The sequence below is a fragment of the Acidovorax sp. genome, assembly GCF_034519795.1.
Classification (GTDB): Bacteria; Pseudomonadota; Gammaproteobacteria; order Burkholderiales; family Burkholderiaceae_C; genus Acidovorax.
The window spans coordinates 27,501-44,669 of sequence record NZ_JAXHOB010000008.1 but is presented as its reverse complement, the minus strand read 5'-3'; the positions used below and the strand labels follow the sequence as shown (position 1 = coordinate 44,669).

9 protein-coding genes are annotated in these 17,169 nt (G+C 70.7%); 4 read left to right on the top strand and 5 right to left on the bottom strand.

The features are described from left to right. Positions 1–12: 12 nt before the first annotated feature. The 4 genes from U5N23_RS08505 (at position 13) to U5N23_RS08490 (ending at position 4,989) form a co-directional block, all read left to right on the top strand. Positions 13–249, top strand: coding sequence for a hypothetical protein (locus tag U5N23_RS08505; RefSeq protein WP_322592384.1), 237 nt, complete (start codon positions 13–15; stop codon positions 247–249). A 124-nt stretch (positions 250–373) separates the two neighbouring features. Then, complete coding sequence (locus U5N23_RS08500; protein ID WP_322592383.1) at positions 374–1,510, top strand: hypothetical protein; 1,137 nt, start codon at positions 374–376, stop codon at positions 1,508–1,510. After that, a complete protein-coding gene (locus U5N23_RS08495) occupies positions 1,510–2,727 on the top strand; it encodes a HupE/UreJ family protein (RefSeq protein WP_322592382.1) in 1,218 nt (405 codons plus the stop codon). The genes U5N23_RS08500 and U5N23_RS08495 overlap by 1 nt, the downstream gene beginning before the upstream one ends. A gap of 219 nt (positions 2,728–2,946) precedes the next feature. Then, complete coding sequence (locus U5N23_RS08490) at positions 2,947–4,989, top strand: TonB-dependent receptor (protein ID WP_416208592.1); 2,043 nt, start codon at positions 2,947–2,949, stop codon at positions 4,987–4,989. A 15-nt stretch (positions 4,990–5,004) separates the two neighbouring features. Here U5N23_RS08490 and U5N23_RS08485 read toward each other — a convergent pair whose 3' ends face one another. From U5N23_RS08485 to U5N23_RS08465, 5 genes are all read right to left on the bottom strand, one after another. Further along, positions 5,005–6,612, bottom strand: a complete 1,608-nt coding sequence (locus U5N23_RS08485) for a response regulator (protein ID WP_322592380.1) — start codon at positions 6,610–6,612, stop codon at positions 5,005–5,007. Continuing rightward, positions 6,609–8,141, bottom strand: coding sequence for a GAF domain-containing protein (locus tag U5N23_RS08480; protein WP_322592379.1), 1,533 nt, complete (start codon positions 8,139–8,141; stop codon positions 6,609–6,611). Before U5N23_RS08480 ends, U5N23_RS08485 begins: the two co-directional genes overlap by 4 nt. Positions 8,142–8,161: 20 nt before the next feature. Then, positions 8,162–13,378 (bottom strand): PAS domain S-box protein, encoded by a 5,217-nt coding sequence (locus U5N23_RS08475; RefSeq protein ID WP_322592378.1) that lies wholly within the window; start codon positions 13,376–13,378, stop codon positions 8,162–8,164. Positions 13,379–13,466: 88 nt separating this feature from the next. Beyond that, positions 13,467–14,657 carry a two-component system response regulator gene (locus U5N23_RS08470; RefSeq protein ID WP_322592377.1) on the bottom strand — a complete coding sequence of 397 codons (1,191 nt, stop codon included), beginning with the start codon at positions 14,655–14,657 and terminating at the stop codon, positions 13,467–13,469. Between the two features lie 144 nt (positions 14,658–14,801). After that, the gene (locus tag U5N23_RS08465) at positions 14,802–15,422 is read right to left on the bottom strand and encodes a class I SAM-dependent methyltransferase (RefSeq protein ID WP_322592376.1); all 621 of its coding nucleotides are present in this window, start codon (positions 15,420–15,422) and stop codon (positions 14,802–14,804) included. Between the last annotated feature and the right edge of the window lie 1,747 nt (positions 15,423–17,169).

Sequence of the window (17,169 nt, the reverse complement as noted above, 5' to 3'; positions counted from 1 at the left end):
AGGATGCACACCATGCCCAACATCACGATGCAAAAGGCCGCCCTGGTGGCCGTGGGAGCGATGGCGCTGACCGCCTGCGGCGGTGGCGGCAGCGACAACGCCGGGCCCGACGGCGGTGCCGGAGCGGTGAATGCCTTTGCCTACACCCAGCCGATTGCGGCCAGCGTGCAGGACACGGCGGAACCCGTGGCCGTGGACCAGTTGGTGCTGTCCACCAGCGACACCGACGAGCCAGACACCCGTCTGTGACCTCGCCCTGGGCAGTGGCCGCATGCCCGTGCGTGCGGCCACCGCCTGCTGACTGCGCGGGCCTGCGGCCTGTTTCTCGCCGCCCGCCCGCTGCCCGCCCATCCCTTCAACCCTGCGGACTCCCATGACCCACCCTGCCCGCCTTTTCTGGGGCATCGGCCTTGCCCTGTGCTGCCTGGGCCCGGCCGCCGCCGTGCAAGAGCTGCGACCCGCGTCGGACACCGAGGTGATCGAGGTGCTGCCCGAGCGGGTCAGCCTTGCACCGGCCACGCCGCAGGCCGCAGCGACCGCTGCGCGCCGCTGGATCACCCTGGCCCGCGAGACCGCCGACCCCCGCTACCTGGGCCGCGCCCAGGCCGTGCTGGCCCTGTGGTGGGGCAAGCCCGACGCGCCCGCCGAACTGGCGGTGCTGCAGGCCACGGTGGAGCAAGGCCGCCATGAATTCGACGCTGCGCGCGCCACCCTGAAGCGTGCCCTGCAGGCCGACCCTGCGCAGGTGCAGGGCTGGCTGACCCTGGCCACGCTGGAGCGGGTGGCCGCCCGCTATGCCGAATCCGAGACCGCCTGCCGCAACGTGGCGCGCCATGGGGCTGCGCTGCACGCCACGGCCTGCCTGCTCGAAAGCCGCTCGCTGCAGGGCCAGAGCGACGCGGCACGCAGCGGCTTGACCGCCCTCATCGGGCAGGCGGCAGACCCGGCAGGCCGGGCCTGGCTGCTGTCGCTGCTGGCCGAGAACGAGGAACGCGCCGGGCGCGACGACGCAGCCGATGCCGCCTACCGCAGCAGCCTGGCTGCGGCGCCCGACGGCTACACCGCCCTGGCCCATGCCGACCTGCTGCTGCGCCTGGGCCGCCCGGCCGCCGCCGTGGATGTGCTCAAGGCCCAGCCCGCCAGCGATGCCGTGCTGCTGCGCCGCGCCCAGGCCCTGCGGCTCATGGGCAAGACCGTGCAGTCGCAGGCCCTGGCCACCGAACTGCAGGCCCGGTTCGCAGCCCTTGCGGCGCGCGGCGAAGCGCTCGATGCCCATGCCCGCGAGCGCTCGCTGCTGGCGCTGTGGCTGCAGGGCCAGCCCCGGGATGCCTGGCAGGCTGCACAGGCCAACCTGGCCCTGCAGAAAGAGCCGCTCGACTGGTGGCTGGCGCTGCAGACGTCCGAGCAATCCGGTGACGCCGCCGCCCACCGCGCGGTGGTGCAGAGCTTTCAGCGCACGGGCCTGCAGGACGCGCGCCTGGCCCGCTGGCAAGCACGGGGAGACCAGTGATGCAGCCGTCGCTTTTTCAACGAACGGCCAGCGCTCTGCGTTGGCTGGCAATGGCCGGGGCCCTGGCCGCCGCCTGCGCTGCAGCGCCCAGCGCCTGGGCGCACAAGGCCAGCGACGCCTACCTGCGGGTGGCCGGCGCCGCTGAGGCCGACCCCGCCCGCGCCGACGCCGTGGCGCTGCAGCTTTCGCTGGCGCTCAAGGACGTGGATGCCGCGCTGGACCTGCTCGATGCCGACGGCGACCGCCAGCTCACCTGGGGCGAGATCCAGCAGGCCACGCCTGCGGTGGCCGCCTGGGTGGGCCAAGGCCTGCGCTGGCAGTGCGGCGATGCCGTGCTGGCCCCGGCCTGGCGCTTCGAGGCGCTGGAGCAGCGCACGGACGGGCGCTACATCCGCATGGCGGCGGCACTCGACTGCGCCGCCGCGCAAGCGCTGGCGCTCGACTACCGCCTGATGCAGGGCATCGACCCCACGCACCGCCTGCTGGTCAGCGGGCAACTGGGTGGCCAGCCGCTGGCCGCCGTGCTGGCACCCGACGGCCGCTCGCGCACCGACCTGCGCGCGGTGGGCGGCAGCACCACCGCACCCGAGGCCGCAACGGCCCGCAGCGGCCCGGCCACGCTGGCGCACTTTGTCTCGGAGGGGGTGCACCACATCCTCGAAGGCTACGACCACCTGGCCTTTTTGCTGGCCCTGCTGCTGCCGATCACGCTGCTGCGCCGCCAGGGCGCGGCGCAGGCCACGGCCGGGCCATGGGGCGGCGGCGTCAAGGCCCTGCTGATCACCGTGACCAGCTTCACCGTGGGCCATTCGGTCACGCTGGTGCTGGCGGGCCTGGGCTGGGTCACCGTCTCGGGCAACTGGGTCGAGCCGGCAATTGCCATCAGCATCGGCATCTCGGCGCTGCTCAACCTGTTCCCGGTGAAGGGGCTGCGCAGCGATCTGCTGGCGCTGTGCTTTGGCCTGGTGCACGGGCTCGGGTTCTCGGGCGCGCTGGTCGAGGCTGGCGTTTCAAGCGGCCTGCTGGTCTGGGCGCTGGCGGGGTTCAACCTGGGGGTGGAGGCCGGCCAGCTCATGGTGGTTGCCGTGTGGTGCGCCGTCTCCCTGCTGCTGGCCCGCTGGGCGGGCTACCGCACCGTGGTGGTCAAGGGCGGCTCGGTGGCACTGGTCGTGCTGTCGCTGTACTGGACGGTGCAGCGCGTGGCGTTCTCTGGCTGATACGGATTTGCCTTCAACCGTATAACTTCGTTGAGTCGCCTTGCCGTGCTGAAGCACTGTCTGCGGCTCCCCGCCTAGTTATCCGATTGAATGCAAATCCGCATGAGGGTGGGCCGGCAGCCTGCGCGGCAAGACTTCTGGACAATGAAAAAGGCAGACATGAAGAAGAAAGAGCTCTCAGCGCCGCGCTCCCTGGCACTCGGCATTCTGGTGGCCGGCATGGCCACCACGGCGGCCTGGGCCCAACAGGCCACGCACCTGCCCGAGGTCGATGTGCGCGGCCCCAAGGACGCCACCATCGGCCTGGCCGACAGCGCCAGCGAGGGCGCGGTGGAGCGCGAGTCGTTCCAGGCGCGCCCCAAGCTGCGCCCCGGCGACATCGTCGAGGCCGTGCCCGGGGTCGTGGCCACCCAGCACTCGGGCGACGGCAAGGCCAACCAGTATTTTCTGCGCGGCTTCAACCTGGACCATGGCACCGACTTCTCGGTCACGGTGGATGGCATGCCGGTCAACATGCCGACGCACGGCCACGGCCAGGGCTTTGCCGACCTGAACTTTCTGATCCCCGACCTGGTCTCGGGCGTGCGCTACCGCAAGGGCCCTTACTTCGCCGACAGCGGCGACTTCTCTGCGGCAGGCAGCGCCTCGCTCGACTACGTGAGCGCACTCGATGCACCATTCGCCGAGGTGACCCTGGGCCCCCATCAGCTGCGCCGCCTGCTGGCGGCCGGCTCGCGCACCCGGGACGACCAGACCTGGCTGGGCGCCATCGAGCTCGAAGGCAACGACGGCCCCTGGGACGTGCCCGAGCGCCTGCGCAAGATCAACGCCGTGGTGCGCTATGCGCAGGGCTCGCCCAGCCGGGGCTTCAGCGTGACGGGCATGGCCTACCGCAACCGCTGGAACGCCACCGACCAGATCCCCGAGCGCCTGATCGACAGCGGCGAGCTGCCGCGCTTCGGCTCGCTCAACCCCAGCGACGGCGGCAGCACCCGGCGCCTGAGCCTGTCAGGCAAATGGTTCGACAAGGGCCCCGAGGGCCAGACCCAGATCAGCGCCTATGCCATCGACTACCGGTTCGACCTGTTCTCCGACTTCACCTACTTCCTGCGCGACCCGGTCAACGGTGACCAGTTCGAGCAGTCGGACCGGCGCCGCGTATTCGGTGCCCAGGCCTCGCACAGCCTGCCCAACCGGATCGCCGGGCTGGACGGCGTGCTCAGCGTGGGCGCACAGTGGCGCGGCGACCGCATCGCCGAGGTGGGCCTGTACAACACGGCGGCCCGCCAGCGCCTGTCCACCGTGCGCAACGACCAGGTGTCGCAGGACATGCTGTCGGTGCACGCGCAGCAGTTCGTGGGCTTCACCGAGCGCCTGCGCGGCTATGCGGGCTTGCGCGGCGACTTGCTGCGCTACGACGTGCAGGGCCGCGAGGCCGTCTACGGCGCAGCCAACAGCGGCAGTGGCCACGATGCGCTGGTGAGCCCCAAGGCCGGGCTGGCCTGGGCCATCACTCCCGTGCATGAGCTGTACCTGAACACGGGCGTGGGCTCGCACAGCAACGACGTGCGCGGCGCCACCATCCAGACCGACCCGCAAAGCGGCCTGCCCGCAGACCGCGTGCCCGCGCTGGTCAAGGGCCTGGGCAGCGAGATCGGCTGGCGTTACCAGCCTGGCGACGACCTGACCATCACCACGGCGCTGTGGCAGCTCAAGCTCGATTCCGAGCTGGTGTATGTGGGCGACGCCGGCAGCACCGAGCCGGGCCGCGCCAGCTACCGGCGCGGCATCGAGACCACCGTGCGCTGGAAGCCCCACGCCCGCTGGCGCCTGGAAGCCGATGCCGCCGTGTCGCGTGCGCGCTTTCGCGGTGCTGCACCCGAGGGCGAAGGCAACTTCGTGGACAACGCGGTGGAGCGCGTGCTGGCCCTGGGCGCGGTCTATACCCAGGGCCCGCTGACCGCCTCGCTGCGCCTGCGCTACCTGGGCCCGCGCGCGCTGGACACACTCAACTCCGTGCGCTCGCGTACCAACACGGTGCTCAATGCCGGCGTGCGCTATGCGGTAAGCAAGCAGCTCACGCTGGGCCTGGATGTGTTCAATCTGGCCGGCAAGAAGGGCAACGGCATCGAGTACCTCTATGCATCGTGCACGGCGGGCGAAAGCGCCCGCGGAGACTGCGGGGGCGGAGGCATCGAGGGGCGCCACGTGCACCCCATGGAGCCGCGCAGCGCACGGCTCAGTGCGCGCTGGGCGTTCTGACCGTACAGCGCATGCTCAATCGGCAGCCCGCGGCAGCACCACGGTGATGCGCGTCGTGTTGGTCTCGTCCGACACATCGAGTTCGATGCTGCCGTTCTGGGCCTGCACCAGCAGCCGCGCGGAGTAGGTGCCCAGGCCCGTACCATCGGCCTTGCCCGAGGTCACGAACTTGTCGAAAAAGCGGCTGCGGATGGCCGCCGGCACCGCGCCGGTGTTGCTGATGGCGATGCGCAAGGGGTCCTGGTCCTGCAGCTGCACGGACACGCGGGAGTCGGCCGGCGCGGCCTCGCAGGCGTTCTTCAGCAGGTTCTGGAAGACCGAGTAGCACAGCGTGGCATCGGCCAGCGCCCGGGGCGGCTCTGCACCCACGGCCACGTCCGTGTCCACCGCGATGGACAGGCCCTTCTCGGCAAAGGTCACGCGGTTCATCTCGGCAATGCGGCGCAGCAGCTCGCCGATGCGCACGGGCTGCGCATGCAGCACGAAGCGCCCGGATTCGATCTTGTACAGCTCGGACGACAGGTTGATCATGTTGAGCACCTGCATCACGCTCTCTTCCATCAGGCGCAGTTGCTCGACCTGGCGGCGCCCGACCGAGTCGTCCTCGATCAGCGCCTGCACCAGGCCCAGCGCCCCGGCCAGCGGCGCCTTGATGTCGTGGCGGGTGATACGCTCGACGTCCTCGCGCAGCTGGGCGGTCTCGACCATGCCGTCGAACTCGTCCTGCAGGTCCTTGCGCAGCTGCACGTAGCGCATGAAATTGCGCACGCGCGGCTTGAGCGTCTCGGGGTCGATGGGCTTGGTGATGAAGTCCACCGCCCCCAGGTCCAGCCCCCGCAGGCGCGCGTCGGCCGAGGCCATGGCGGTGACGAAGATGATGGGGATGGTCTCCGACGTGGGGTGCTCGCGCATCAGCCGGGCGACCTCGAAGCCGTCCATGCCGGGCATCATGATGTCCAGCAGCACCAGGTCGGGCGGATCGTTGGAGGTCAGCACCTCCATCGCCTTGGCGCCCGTCTGCGCCAGCCGCACCCGGTACTCGCCCTTGAACAGTTGGGACAGCAGCAGCAGGTTGTCGGGGGTGTCGTCCACGATCAGTATCGTCGGTCGGGCGGCCTCCTGCGGCTCGGCCGATGGCGCGGCGGCTGCGCCTTGCGCCGGCAAGGCCTGCGCCGGCAGCTCCTCCCCCGCGAAGTTGCCCGGGCCGCGCGGCTTCCACTGCAAGGCCTTTTCCAGGCGCTGGGCCAGCTGCTTGGGCGAGTAGGGCTTGAGCAGCATGGAGGTGACCCCCAGCGCGATGGCCTCCTCCACGCGCTTGCGCTCCGCCTCGGCGGTGATCAGCACGAACGGTATGGCAAACAGCTTTTCGTCCGCGCGCATGGCCTGCAGCAGCTCCACGCCGGTCATCACGGGCATGTTCCAGTCCGACAGCACCACGTCGAAGTGCTGGCCCTTGAGCATGCGCAGCGCCTCGGCCCCGTTGCGCGCCGACTCGATGCGCTCCACCCCCAACTGCCGCAGCTGGTTGATGGTGACCTTGCGCATGGCCTCGAAATCGTCCACCACCAGGCAGCGCGCGCCCTGGCCGATGGGGGACGCACTGGAAGTCGGAAAAATGCTCATGGTGCCTGCACCTCCTGGATGGTTCGGGCAGGGCCGGCGCCCGCGGCCCCTGCGGTTTCTTCACCCGCGAAACGCTGGATGCCCACGGCCACGATGGGCTCCATGTCCGTCAGCAACCACTGGTGCTCCTGCCTGAACGGCGCGGTCAGGGCCAGCTCGATGATGGCCGAGACGCGCCCCGCGTGCTTGATGGGCAGCAGGTAGATCGCGGCGGGACTGCAATGCCCCAGGCCCGACTGGATGCGCAGGTAGTCCGCCCCCGGGGCTTCGATGAGCACGGGCTCGCCCGTGGCGGCGCAGCGCTCGGCCATGCCGGCCGTCGTCGGCCAGTCCGACAGCGTCTGCTGCGCTGTCGATCCCGACCCCGCATAGTGCGCGAGCGCGCGCACGCAGCGGTCGTCGTCCACCAGCACCATCAGCGCCTGCCCCATGGGCAGTTGCCGCGCCAGCTCCCGCAGCACGATGTGCGCAAAGGCCTGCAAGCTGTCCACCTGCTGCAGCGCCAGCAACAGGTCGGACACGGCCTGCCGCCGCTTGGCCTCGCTGGTCAACTGCTCATGGCTGTGCTGCAGGGCCTTGAGCGTGAGCTGGTGGCGGCCGGCCTCGCGCCGCAGCCGCGTGGCCCAGAACAGCATGGCCAGCAGCACGCCCGCCAGGCCCGCCCCCACGGGGATGCCCCAGGCCAGCCACATTTGCTGCCATTTGCCGCTGTCGTCGAAAGACGCGGAGAACAGCTGGTACTCCATCAGCGACACACCGTACTTGCGGCGCCAGGACTGGTCGAGCTCCGATCCCACGCGCCGGCTGTCCTCGAAATAGCGCTGCAGCGCCCGCTCCAGGTCGGCGGCGCCGAAGGCAATGCCCCAACCCGCCGGGGTGACCTCGCCCACCTGGAACAGCATGTCCAGGTTGTCGAGGTCGTTGCGCACCCAGTGGAAGGCCGATTCGGCCGCGATCACGGTGAAGTCCGCGCGGCCCTGCACCACCGCCTGCATGGACTTCGCGGTGGGCGCGGTCTCGATGGCGACGGGTGCGTTCGCCCCCAATCCGGCGTTGAAATTCCGCAGCCACCCTTCATAGGCCGTCCCCGCCTGGACCGATGCCTTGCGCCCTGCAAGATCGGCCTCGCTGCGCAACATGGGGCGCATCTCTGGCCGCGCCACGACGACATTGCGCGTGGCGAAGTACGGCACCAGGGTCATCTTGCTCTTGCGCCATTCGAGGATGTGCAGGTCGTTGGGGTACAGGTCGCACTTGCCGGTGGCCAGCGGCGCCGCCTCGTAGCGCTCGTCCTGCACGGTCACGCCCCGCGCGTTGTGGAACTGCTGATCCCACTGCCCCAGCGTGATCGTGCGGGCCTGCACGCCCAGGTAGCGGGCAAAGTCTGCGCCGTTCGCGCGGTAGTAGTCGGCGCTGGAGCCCGCCACGCAGATGCGCAGCTCGCGGCTGCTTTCGATCTCCGCCAGCGTGCGGCCGCAGGCGCTGCCTGCCGCCAGAGCCAGTGCCAGAAACCAGGCGATGGATCGCATGCGCGGGCCTTCGGCGGCATTCAACCGGGGTGCGCGGGGGCCAGGGCCCCCAGCGCCTCCAGCGCGCGGTCGAAATCGATGCGCTCGATGGCTCGGTTCACGGCGGACAGGGCGTCGGCGAGCGGGTCGCCATCCGCAGCCAGCCGCGCCACCAGGGCTTCCAGCACGTCGCCCGCGTCCGCATCGCTGTCCCCCAACAGCTTGCGCAGGCGCGCCAGCAGGGCCTCGGCCTCGGCGGAGCGCGCCACGGCGGCGGCCGGTGGCGGCGCGGCCTGCGCGGCGCCGCCACCGGTGTCCAGGCCACTCGCCTGCAGCGCCTCGATCAGGGGGCGCAGCAGCGCCCCCACCTCGGCCAGCAGCTGTGCGGCCTCCGGCGCACGGGCCTCATGGGCGCCTTCTGCCTCCAGCGCCCCTGCGGCCGCGGCGAGCTGCCTGGCGCCGATGGTGCCCGCCGCGCCCTTGAGGGTGTGGGCCAGCCGCGTGGCCAGCGGCCAGTCGCCCTGCTGCACGGCATCGGCGACGGCCTGCTCGAAGCCCGGGTACTCCTCAAGGAACATGCCCAGCAGGCGCCGGTAGAGCCGCCGGTCGTTCAGCACAACGCCGAGCCCGACGGCCTGGTCCACGCCGGGCAAGGGCGGCAGGTCCACATCGACCGCCTTGGCCGCCTTGGCTACCTTGGCGCCAGCGCTGGCACCCGGGCGCGGAGCCTTGTCGAGCGCCGCAACAGCAGGGGCAGCAGCAGGCGCGGCCGGCCGGATCCAACGCGCCATGCAGGCAAACATCTCCTCCACCCGCAGGGGCTTGGGGATGTGGTCCACCATGCCGGCCGCGATCACCTTCTCGCGGTCGCCGGCCATGGCATTGGCCGTCATGGCAATGATGGGCAGGTTGGCGAACTGCGGCAGCGAGCGCAGGTGGCGGGTGGCCGTGTAGCCGTCCATCACGGGCATCTGGCAGTCCATGAGCACACCGTCGAAGCGGGGGTCGGCGGCGAGCAGGTCCAGCGCCTCCTGGCCGTGGTTGGCCAGCACCACCTCCATGCCCGCCTGGCGCAGCAGCTCCATGGCCAGCTCCTGGTTCAGGGCATTGTCTTCGACCAGCAGCACGCGCGCGCCCTGCAGCTGCTGCAGGTGCTCGGTCTGCCCCTGGGCCCGGGTCGCCACCCGATCGGGCACGACGCGGCCGCGCCCCAGCGCCTCGCCCACGGCCTCCAGCAGCGTCGAGGCCGTGACCGGCTTGGTGAGCACCGCGTTCACCCGGGCGCCCTGGCTGTGCACCGCGTTCATGGCCTCTTCGCGGCCGAAGGCGGTCACCATGATCACCGCCGGGGCGGCGCCCCCCTTGAGCGCCTGCATGCGGCGCACGGCTTCGGCACCGTCCATGCGCGGCATCTTCCAGTCCATCAGCACCAGGTCGTAGGCCAGCGAGCGGCTCTCGGCGCCCTCCACCATGCGCAGGCCCTCGTCGCCATCGCGGGCCATGTCCACCTCCAGGCCGAAACGGCGCGCCATGGTCGACAGGATCTCCCGGGCCGCAGCGTTGTCATCCACCACCAGCACCCTGAGGCCCAGCAGCTCATGGGCATCGAACATGCGCCGGGGCATGGGCTGCGCTTGCAGGCCGAAACGCACATGGAAGTGGAAGGTCGATCCCTGCCCCACGGCACTCTCCACCCAGATGCGCCCCTGCATCATTTCCACCAGGGTCTTGGAGATGGCCAGGCCCAGGCCCGTGCCCCCATAGCGGCGGGTGGTGGAGCTGTCGGCCTGGCTGAACGACTGGAACAGCCGCTCGCACTGCTCGGGCGTCATGCCGATGCCCGAGTCCTTGACCCAGAAGTGCAGTTCCACCCCTTCACTGTGCTGGCCAGCCACCTCGATCCCCAGCACGATCTCCCCCTGCTCCGCGAATTTCACGGCATTGCTGCCCAGGTTGGCCAGGATCTGGCCCAGGCGCAGCGGGTCGCCGACCAGCGCGGTGGGCACCTCGTCCGCCGTGCTGAACAGCAGCTCCAGCCCCTTGTCCTCGGCCTTCATGCCGATCAGGTTGGCCACGTGGTCCAGCACATCCTCCAGGCGGAAGTCGACCTGCTCCATGGACATCTTGCCGGCCTCGATCTTGGAGAAGTCGAGGATGTCGTTGATGATGCCCAGCAGGCTCTCGGCCGCCCGGTTGACCTTCTCGATGTAGTTGCGCTGCTTGTTGTCCAGCGCCGTCTGCAGGGCCAGGTGCGACATGCCGATGATGGCGTTCATCGGCGTGCGGATCTCGTGGCTCATGTTGGCCAGGAACTCGCTCTTGGCCCGGGTGGCGTCCTCCGCCATCTCCTTGGCCCGGCGGATGTCTTCCTCCGACTTCTTGCGGTCCGTCACGTCGAAGGCAATGCTGCACAGGCCCGAGATCTCGTCGCCCTGGCGCATCGGCACCTTGGTGACCTGAAAGTGCCGCTCCTCGCCCTCCTGGCCCGCCACCTCCTCGGTGACCAAGAGCTGCCCCGCCTCCAGGGCCTGCAGGTCCATGGCATGGTAGGCCTCGCCGCGCCCGCGCGGGTGCACGTCGAGGGCCGAGTGCCCCAGCACCTGCGCGCGTTCCAGGCCGGTCGCACGCTCCCAGTCGGAGTTGACATAGGTGTAGGCCCCCTGCACATCCTTGACGTAGATGGCGGAGTTGATGTTCTCCAGCACGGCCTCCATGAACTGGCGGCTGCGCTGCACCTCCTGCTCGGCCTGCTTGCGTGCGGTCACGTCCAGCAGCATCCACACCGTGCCCTTGCCCAGGTCGCCCGGGTCGATGGCCGCACCGCTGAGCTGGCACCAGAAGCGCGTGCCGTCGGCCCGCACCAGTTCCTCTTCGCGGTGGTGCTTTTCACCGCGCGACAGCTGCTCGTAGATTTCGCTGAGCCCCTGGTTGAAGGCTTCTTCGGTCGCATACCAGGCACGGGGGGACTGGCCCAGTTGCGCGGTGCCGAACAGCGCGTCGAGCTGGCTGTTGCCGCGCACGACCACACGCTCCCGGATGAAGGCGATGCCTAGCGTGGTGGCCTCGAACATGGCCGTCTGCTCGGCGTTGGCCAGGCGCATGGCCTCCTGGGACTTCTTGTGCTCGGTGATGTCGGTGGCGATGCCGCAGATGCCATAGATCTCCCCGGCCTCGTTGACCAGCGGTGTCTTGGTGGTCATGAACGAGCGCTGCTCCGAGCCGTCGGCCGTGGGGATGATCTCCTCGTAGGTGATGGCCTCGCCCGTCTCCAGCACCCGGTTTTCCACCTCGACGATCTTGTCTGCCATCTCCCTGGGCCACAGGTCGTGCGCGCTTTTGCCCAGCACCTCGCTCTCGCCGGTGCCCACGTATTTCGCATAGGTGGCGTTGAGCAGCTGGTAGCGGCCTTCGCGGTCCTTGAGGGTGATGATGGAGCCGATGCCGTCCACCAGGGTGCGGATCTGGCGCTGGCTGTTGCGCACCTCCTGTTCCACCCGGTTGCGATCGGTCACGTCGCGCACCGAGGCGCATACGCAGACGCCATGGCCGCCGATGGCCGGCAGGCGCGACAGGCCGACCTCTACCGGAAACTCGCTGCCATCCTTGCGCACGCCTTTCAGGCTGGAATTCGTGCCCCCCATGTTGCGCGGCAGCCCGACCGCCAGAAAGCCCTGGCGCAGGCCCGGATGGTGGCCGCGAATGGCGTGCGGCACCAGGATCTCCATGGGCTGGCCCACCAGCTCGTGCTGTGCATAGCCGAACAGATCGAGCATGCGCGGATTGACCATGATCACCGTGCCATGCTCGTCGGTCACCATGAGGCCATCGGGGGCGGATTCGATGATGCCGTGGTACCAGGCCTCGGTGGCGGCGATGGAATCCTTTTGCGCGGCAAGCTCCAGCGCCTGCTGCTCCAGGGTCTTCGCCTGGGCCTGCGTCTCCTCCAGCAGCCGGTGTGTGGCCACGTTGCGCTCCAGGATCTCCAGGTTGGCGGCCAGCGCGGGCATCAGCGCATCCAGCAGGGCCTGGCGTGCGGGCGACAGGTCCTCGAAGCTGGCAATCTCCAGAACGCCCAGCAAGTCGTCGCCGCGCTGGATGGGCAGCACGCAGATGCACTTGGGCGCCGCATCGCCGAGCGCCGAGCCGATGCGCACGTAGTCGGCAGGCGGCTCTCTGAGCGTGATGGCGGCGCGCTCCAGCGCACACTGCCCCACCAGGCCCTGGCCGAGCTGGATGTACTGCTCCAGCGACTTGCGCTCGCGGTGCGCAAAGCCGGTCAACAGGCGCAGGCGGCGCTGGTTCTTCTCGTAGATGTAGAGGACGCCGTGCCCCATGTCGAGCAGCGGTGCCGAGAGCGCGAAGAAGCGTTGCGCCAGCTCCACGAAGGAGCGCGTCGATTGCAGCTCGACCGAGACGGAGGCGGTGTGGGTCTTCACCCAGCGCTGCACCTCCAGCTCGCGCGCCCCCTGCTGCAGCACGGCCACGGCGCGCGCCAGCGCCCCCAGATCATTGAGGTAGGAGGTATGGGGCACCTCCTGCTGCAGATCCCCCTCGGCAATGCGCTCCACCGCCGTGCGCAGCTCGAAGGCCGGCACGCGGATGGAGCGGGCGATCAGCCAGGCAAAGAGCACGCTGAACAGCGCACCGATGGCCAGCAGCGTGCCGCCGCGCATCCGTGTCTGCTGCGCCAGCTCCTGCACCGAGCGGAGCGTGTACCGGGCGCTGTCCTCCTTGGTGGCGGCCACGGCTTCCATGGCCTGCGCCACGGTGTCGCCGGCCACCGTGAACTCGCGGCTCGCGCCGCGGCGCCGCGCTTCTTCCAGCTGCCCTTGCCTGGCAAGCTCCAGCAACTGCTCCACGTTCTTGCGGTACGCGGCATAGTTTTCGTCGAAGGTCAGCAGGTTGCGCCGGTTGTCCTCCTGGTCGATGCGCCGGCGCAGCTCGCCGACTTCACGGACGATGTCCTGGTGCGAGCGGTCCAGCTCCGCGAGCGCCTTGGCCCGGTCTGCGGTGTCCGTGGTGAGCAGGGCATTGCGCAGATGGCGCCCCATGCTGGCGTAGTGGAACTGGATCGCCCGGGCGTTGGAGACGCCCTGCAGATCCCTTTCGTACATCTCCTGGATTTCCTTGTTGACACGGCCCACGGCCAGCATGCCCTGCACGCTGAGCACGATGGCCATGACGAGGACCACGAAGAAGGCAAACGCCAGCTTCGCAGTGAGCGAAGACCGGTGGTAGTGCTGAACAAGCGCATTCATGAAACGCGGTCCTCTCTGTCGAGGAGCCAGGTGGTGCTGCCCCGCCGACCCCGGCGCAGGGCATGGAGGGCGCAGGGACCGGACTGGCTCACGGCGTGGGGGGGCTGGATGGACTGGGTGGGCTGGCCGGGGTGGTCGCCAGTTCCAGGTGCCGGGCCTTCTCGGCCATGTCCGCATCGCTGTCGGCAAACTTCTGCGCAATGCGCTGGAACTCGTCGAGCATGCCGAGGAAGGCGTCCAGGATGTCGGGGTCGAAGTGCGAGCCCCGGCCCTCGCGCATGATGTCCACCGCCTTGGCGTGGGGCATGCCCTCCTTGTAGACGCGGCGGCTGATCAGTGCGTCGTAGACATCGGCCACGGCCATGATGCGCGCCGACAGCGGAATCGCCTCGCCCGCCAGGCCCTGCGGGTAGCCGCTGCCGTCCCACTTCTCCTGGTGGCCGTAGGCGATCTCTTTCGCGTACTGCAGAAACTCCACCGGCATGCCCAGCTGGTCCTCGGCATGCTGGATGGCATCGCGGCCCAGGGTGGTGTGCGTCTTCATCACCTCGAACTCGTGCGGCTCGAAGCGCCCGGGCTTGAGCAGGATGCGGTCCGGGATGCCGACCTTGCCGATGTCGTGCAGGGGCGCCGACTTGTAGAGCATGTCGATCACATGCTCGCTCAGCGCCGCGCTGAAGCGCGGGTGGTCTTTGAGCGCCGTAGCCAGCGCCCGCACATAGTGCTGGGTGCGGCGGATGTGGTTGCCGGTCTCGTTGTCGCGCGTTTCGGCCAGCGAGGCCATGGCCAGGATGGTGACGTCCTGGATGGCCGCCAGTTCGCGCGTGCGTTTTTGCACCTCGGTCTGCAGGAACTGGTTCTGGTCGCGCAGGAAGTCGGCGCCCGCCTTGGCCTGCAGCTGGGTGACCACGCGCGCCAGCACGATGGGCGGGTTGATGGGCTTGGTGATGAAGTCGGCCGCGCCCAGGGCCAGCCCCACCTTCTCGTCTTCCGTCCCGGTCATGGCGGTCAGGAAGATGATGGGAATGTGCCGCGTGGCGGGCTCCGCCTTGAGTTGGCGGCACACCTCGTGGCCCGACATGCCGGGCATCATCACGTCCAGCAGGATCAGGTCGGGTGCAGGGCTGCCACGGGCGATCTGCAGGGCCTTCTCGCCCGAACCCGCCAGCTTCACGCGGTACTGGTCCTTGAGCAGGCCGGACAGCACCCACAGATTGTCGGATGAGTCATCGACGGCAAGTATCAACGGACGCAGCGCGTCTCCCGGTGCTTCTGGCATCGCCCGCCCCCTCTTGTCATAGGCCTCTCGCTGGCACCACTATCCCGCACCTTGGCCGGTTTGACAAGAACCAAGTGTCCAAATGCGCTGGTGCCCTGTGGGATAGCGGGGCTGCTGCCCGGCGCAGTTTCTCGCAGGGCCCGCCTACTGCGCACGGTGCCGGCAAAAGCAGTACACGAACTGCTGCGGCGCACCCCAGGGCGTGGTGTGGATCTCGGTGTGGCTGTCGATCAGTTCGAAGGGTGCGCCAAACCTGCCGTGCAGTTCGTCGGGTGCGTAGCGGGAAACCTCCAGACCGCTGCACCTCTCAGGCCCCTGCGGCCCGAATGTGCCGACGATCGCAAAGCCACCGGGCCTCAGAGCGTGCATCACCTGCGCCACATAGCGCTCGCGATGCGCATCGCTGGTGAGAAAGTGGAACACTGCGCGGTCGTGCCACACATCCACGGACGCCGCAGGCAGGCCCACCTCCAGGATATCGGCCGCAAGCCACGCCACCTCGGCGGCCCTGGGGCCCAGCCGCTGCTGCGTGACCTCCAGCGCCGTGCGCGACAGGTCCAGCACCGTGATGCCCTGGTAGCCATCGGCCAGAAGATCATCGACCAGCGTGGACTCGCCCCCGCCCACGTCGATGATGGACGCCTGCTTCGAGTGGGCCGCCCTGCTGACATAGTGCAGGGACTGCAGCAGGTGCGGCGCATACCAGCTCACCGCGTCAGGCGACTTCGTGCCGTAGACCGATTCCCAATGCGTTTCAGTGCCCATGGCGGATTCCCTTCGAAATTCAGGATGCACAGCGTATCCGATCACCAAGACCTTGCCATGAAAAGGCCTGGATCTACGCATGTGCGTGCCGGTGGTGCGCATCCGGCACATGGGCGTGCACGTGGCGCAGCGGCTCATGCGCGTGCGCATGGCGTGCGGCCCCTGCGGCATCACCGCATGGCTGTGGTGTGGTGCCCGTCATCGTGGCGGGGGCGTCTCGTGCCCATGGCCTCGTGCTGGTGCTCGTGGCCGGCACGGCCAGGGCCAGCACGCCCAGCACCACAGCACACCGCCCGCCGCCAGGCCCAGCGCCCCGCGCCCACGCAGGCCGGCCCGCCGACGGGGGCACCGACACCGAGCCCGCCCCCAGCCGCCCACGGAGCGCGCCAGCCCGAGCCGGGGCGCCCACCCCACAGGCCACGCACCCCATCGGGCACGGGCACGGACCCGGCCAGCAGCGGGCGCAGCACCCACACGCCTTCCCAGCACCACCTGCCCGGGCGCCCGGCCGGGCGCGCGACAGGGTGCCGCACCCCGGCGGCCGGGCCAGCAGCACGGCCAGCACCCCAGCGCTGCCGCCGCCGCCCTGTCCATCACCACCCAGCCACCGCCCCACGCCGCCCACACCGCGCCATCTCTCCCCACCGCGCCCACACGGCCGAACAGCGCCTCCACGCGCACAGCGCGCCCGTGCCGCGACGCCAGCCCCGGCCAGGCCACCGGCCCAACGCACCGAGCGGCCAGGACACAGCCGGGGCAGGTCGCCGCGCGCAAGGCGGGCCTCCTGATCGACCCGCGCCCCCCCCACCCCCCCCCCCCCCCGGCCCCGGCCCCCCCCGCCCGCCCGCCCCCCCCCCCCCCCCCCCCCCCCCCGCCATCCGCCCCCCCTCCGCCCGCCCGCCCGCCCCCCGCCCCCCCCCGCCCCCCCCCCCCACCTCGCCCGCACCTCCCCCCACCGCCGACCGCCCAGCCGCCGCCCCCCCCCCCCCGCCCCCCCCCCCCGGGCCGCCGCCCCCCCCCCCCCCCCCGCCCCCCCCCCCCCCCGCCGCGCCCCCCCCCACCCACCCCCCCCCCCCCCCCCCCCCCCCCCCCCACACCGCCGCCAACCCACCGCCCCGCCCTCCCGCCACGCCCCACACGGCCCCCCGCCCCGCCCCACCGCGCCCCCACGCCCCACCCAGCCCCCCACCCCCGCCGGCCCACCCGCGGCCCCGCCACCCCACCAGCGCCACCACGCCACCCCCCCACCCAGCCACCACCCCACCCACGAAGCCAAACCGCCCACACGCCGACGGACGCGCACACACCCCACGCCCACCCCGACGCCCACAACTCAGGCCTCTCCTGGCCTGGAACGCCCTCCAGCTCCAGCCCGGCGGCAGGCGCTCGCCAGGCGGCGCGGAGCGGCGACCCGCCCCATTCCGAGCCACGGGTGGCAGACCCGACGCCGCGCCCTCTCGCGGCCCGGGGGCCACGGCTCCTCACCGTGGCAGCGACCCGGACGCCCGACGCACGCCGCCACCTCGGCCGCCGCCCCCCCCCCCCGCGGCCCCCCACGCGCCCCCCGCGCCCCCCCCCCCCCCCCCCCCCCCCCCCCGGCCCCCACGACTGGGCCACCCTTTTCCACCGCCCACCGCCCGCACCCCACCACCCCACCCGCCGCCCCCGCGGGTCGTCGCCGCCCGCCGCCCCCCCCCAGCCCCGCGCGCCAGCCACCCCCCCCCGCCCAGCGGCCCCGCCCCCGCCC

Bases quoted from the DNA above. Each gene is read 5' to 3' on its own strand.
- U5N23_RS08505 (WP_322592384.1), top strand. From the start codon at position 13: ATGCCCAACATCACGATGCAAAAGGCCGCCCTGGTGGCCGTGGGAGCG.
- U5N23_RS08500 (WP_322592383.1), top strand. From the start codon at position 374: ATGACCCACCCTGCCCGCCTTTTCTGGGGCATCGGCCTTGCCCTGTGC.
- U5N23_RS08495 (WP_322592382.1), top strand. From the start codon at position 1,510: ATGCAGCCGTCGCTTTTTCAACGAACGGCCAGCGCTCTGCGTTGGCTG.
- U5N23_RS08490 (WP_416208592.1), top strand. From the start codon at position 2,947: ATGGCCACCACGGCGGCCTGGGCCCAACAGGCCACGCACCTGCCCGAG.
- U5N23_RS08485 (WP_322592380.1), bottom strand. From the start codon at position 6,612: ATGAGCATTTTTCCGACTTCCAGTGCGTCCCCCATCGGCCAGGGCGCG.
- U5N23_RS08480 (WP_322592379.1), bottom strand. From the start codon at position 8,141: ATGCGATCCATCGCCTGGTTTCTGGCACTGGCTCTGGCGGCAGGCAGC.
- U5N23_RS08475 (WP_322592378.1), bottom strand. From the start codon at position 13,378: ATGAATGCGCTTGTTCAGCACTACCACCGGTCTTCGCTCACTGCGAAG.
- U5N23_RS08470 (WP_322592377.1), bottom strand. From the start codon at position 14,657: ATGCCAGAAGCACCGGGAGACGCGCTGCGTCCGTTGATACTTGCCGTC.
- U5N23_RS08465 (WP_322592376.1), bottom strand. From the start codon at position 15,422: ATGGGCACTGAAACGCATTGGGAATCGGTCTACGGCACGAAGTCGCCT.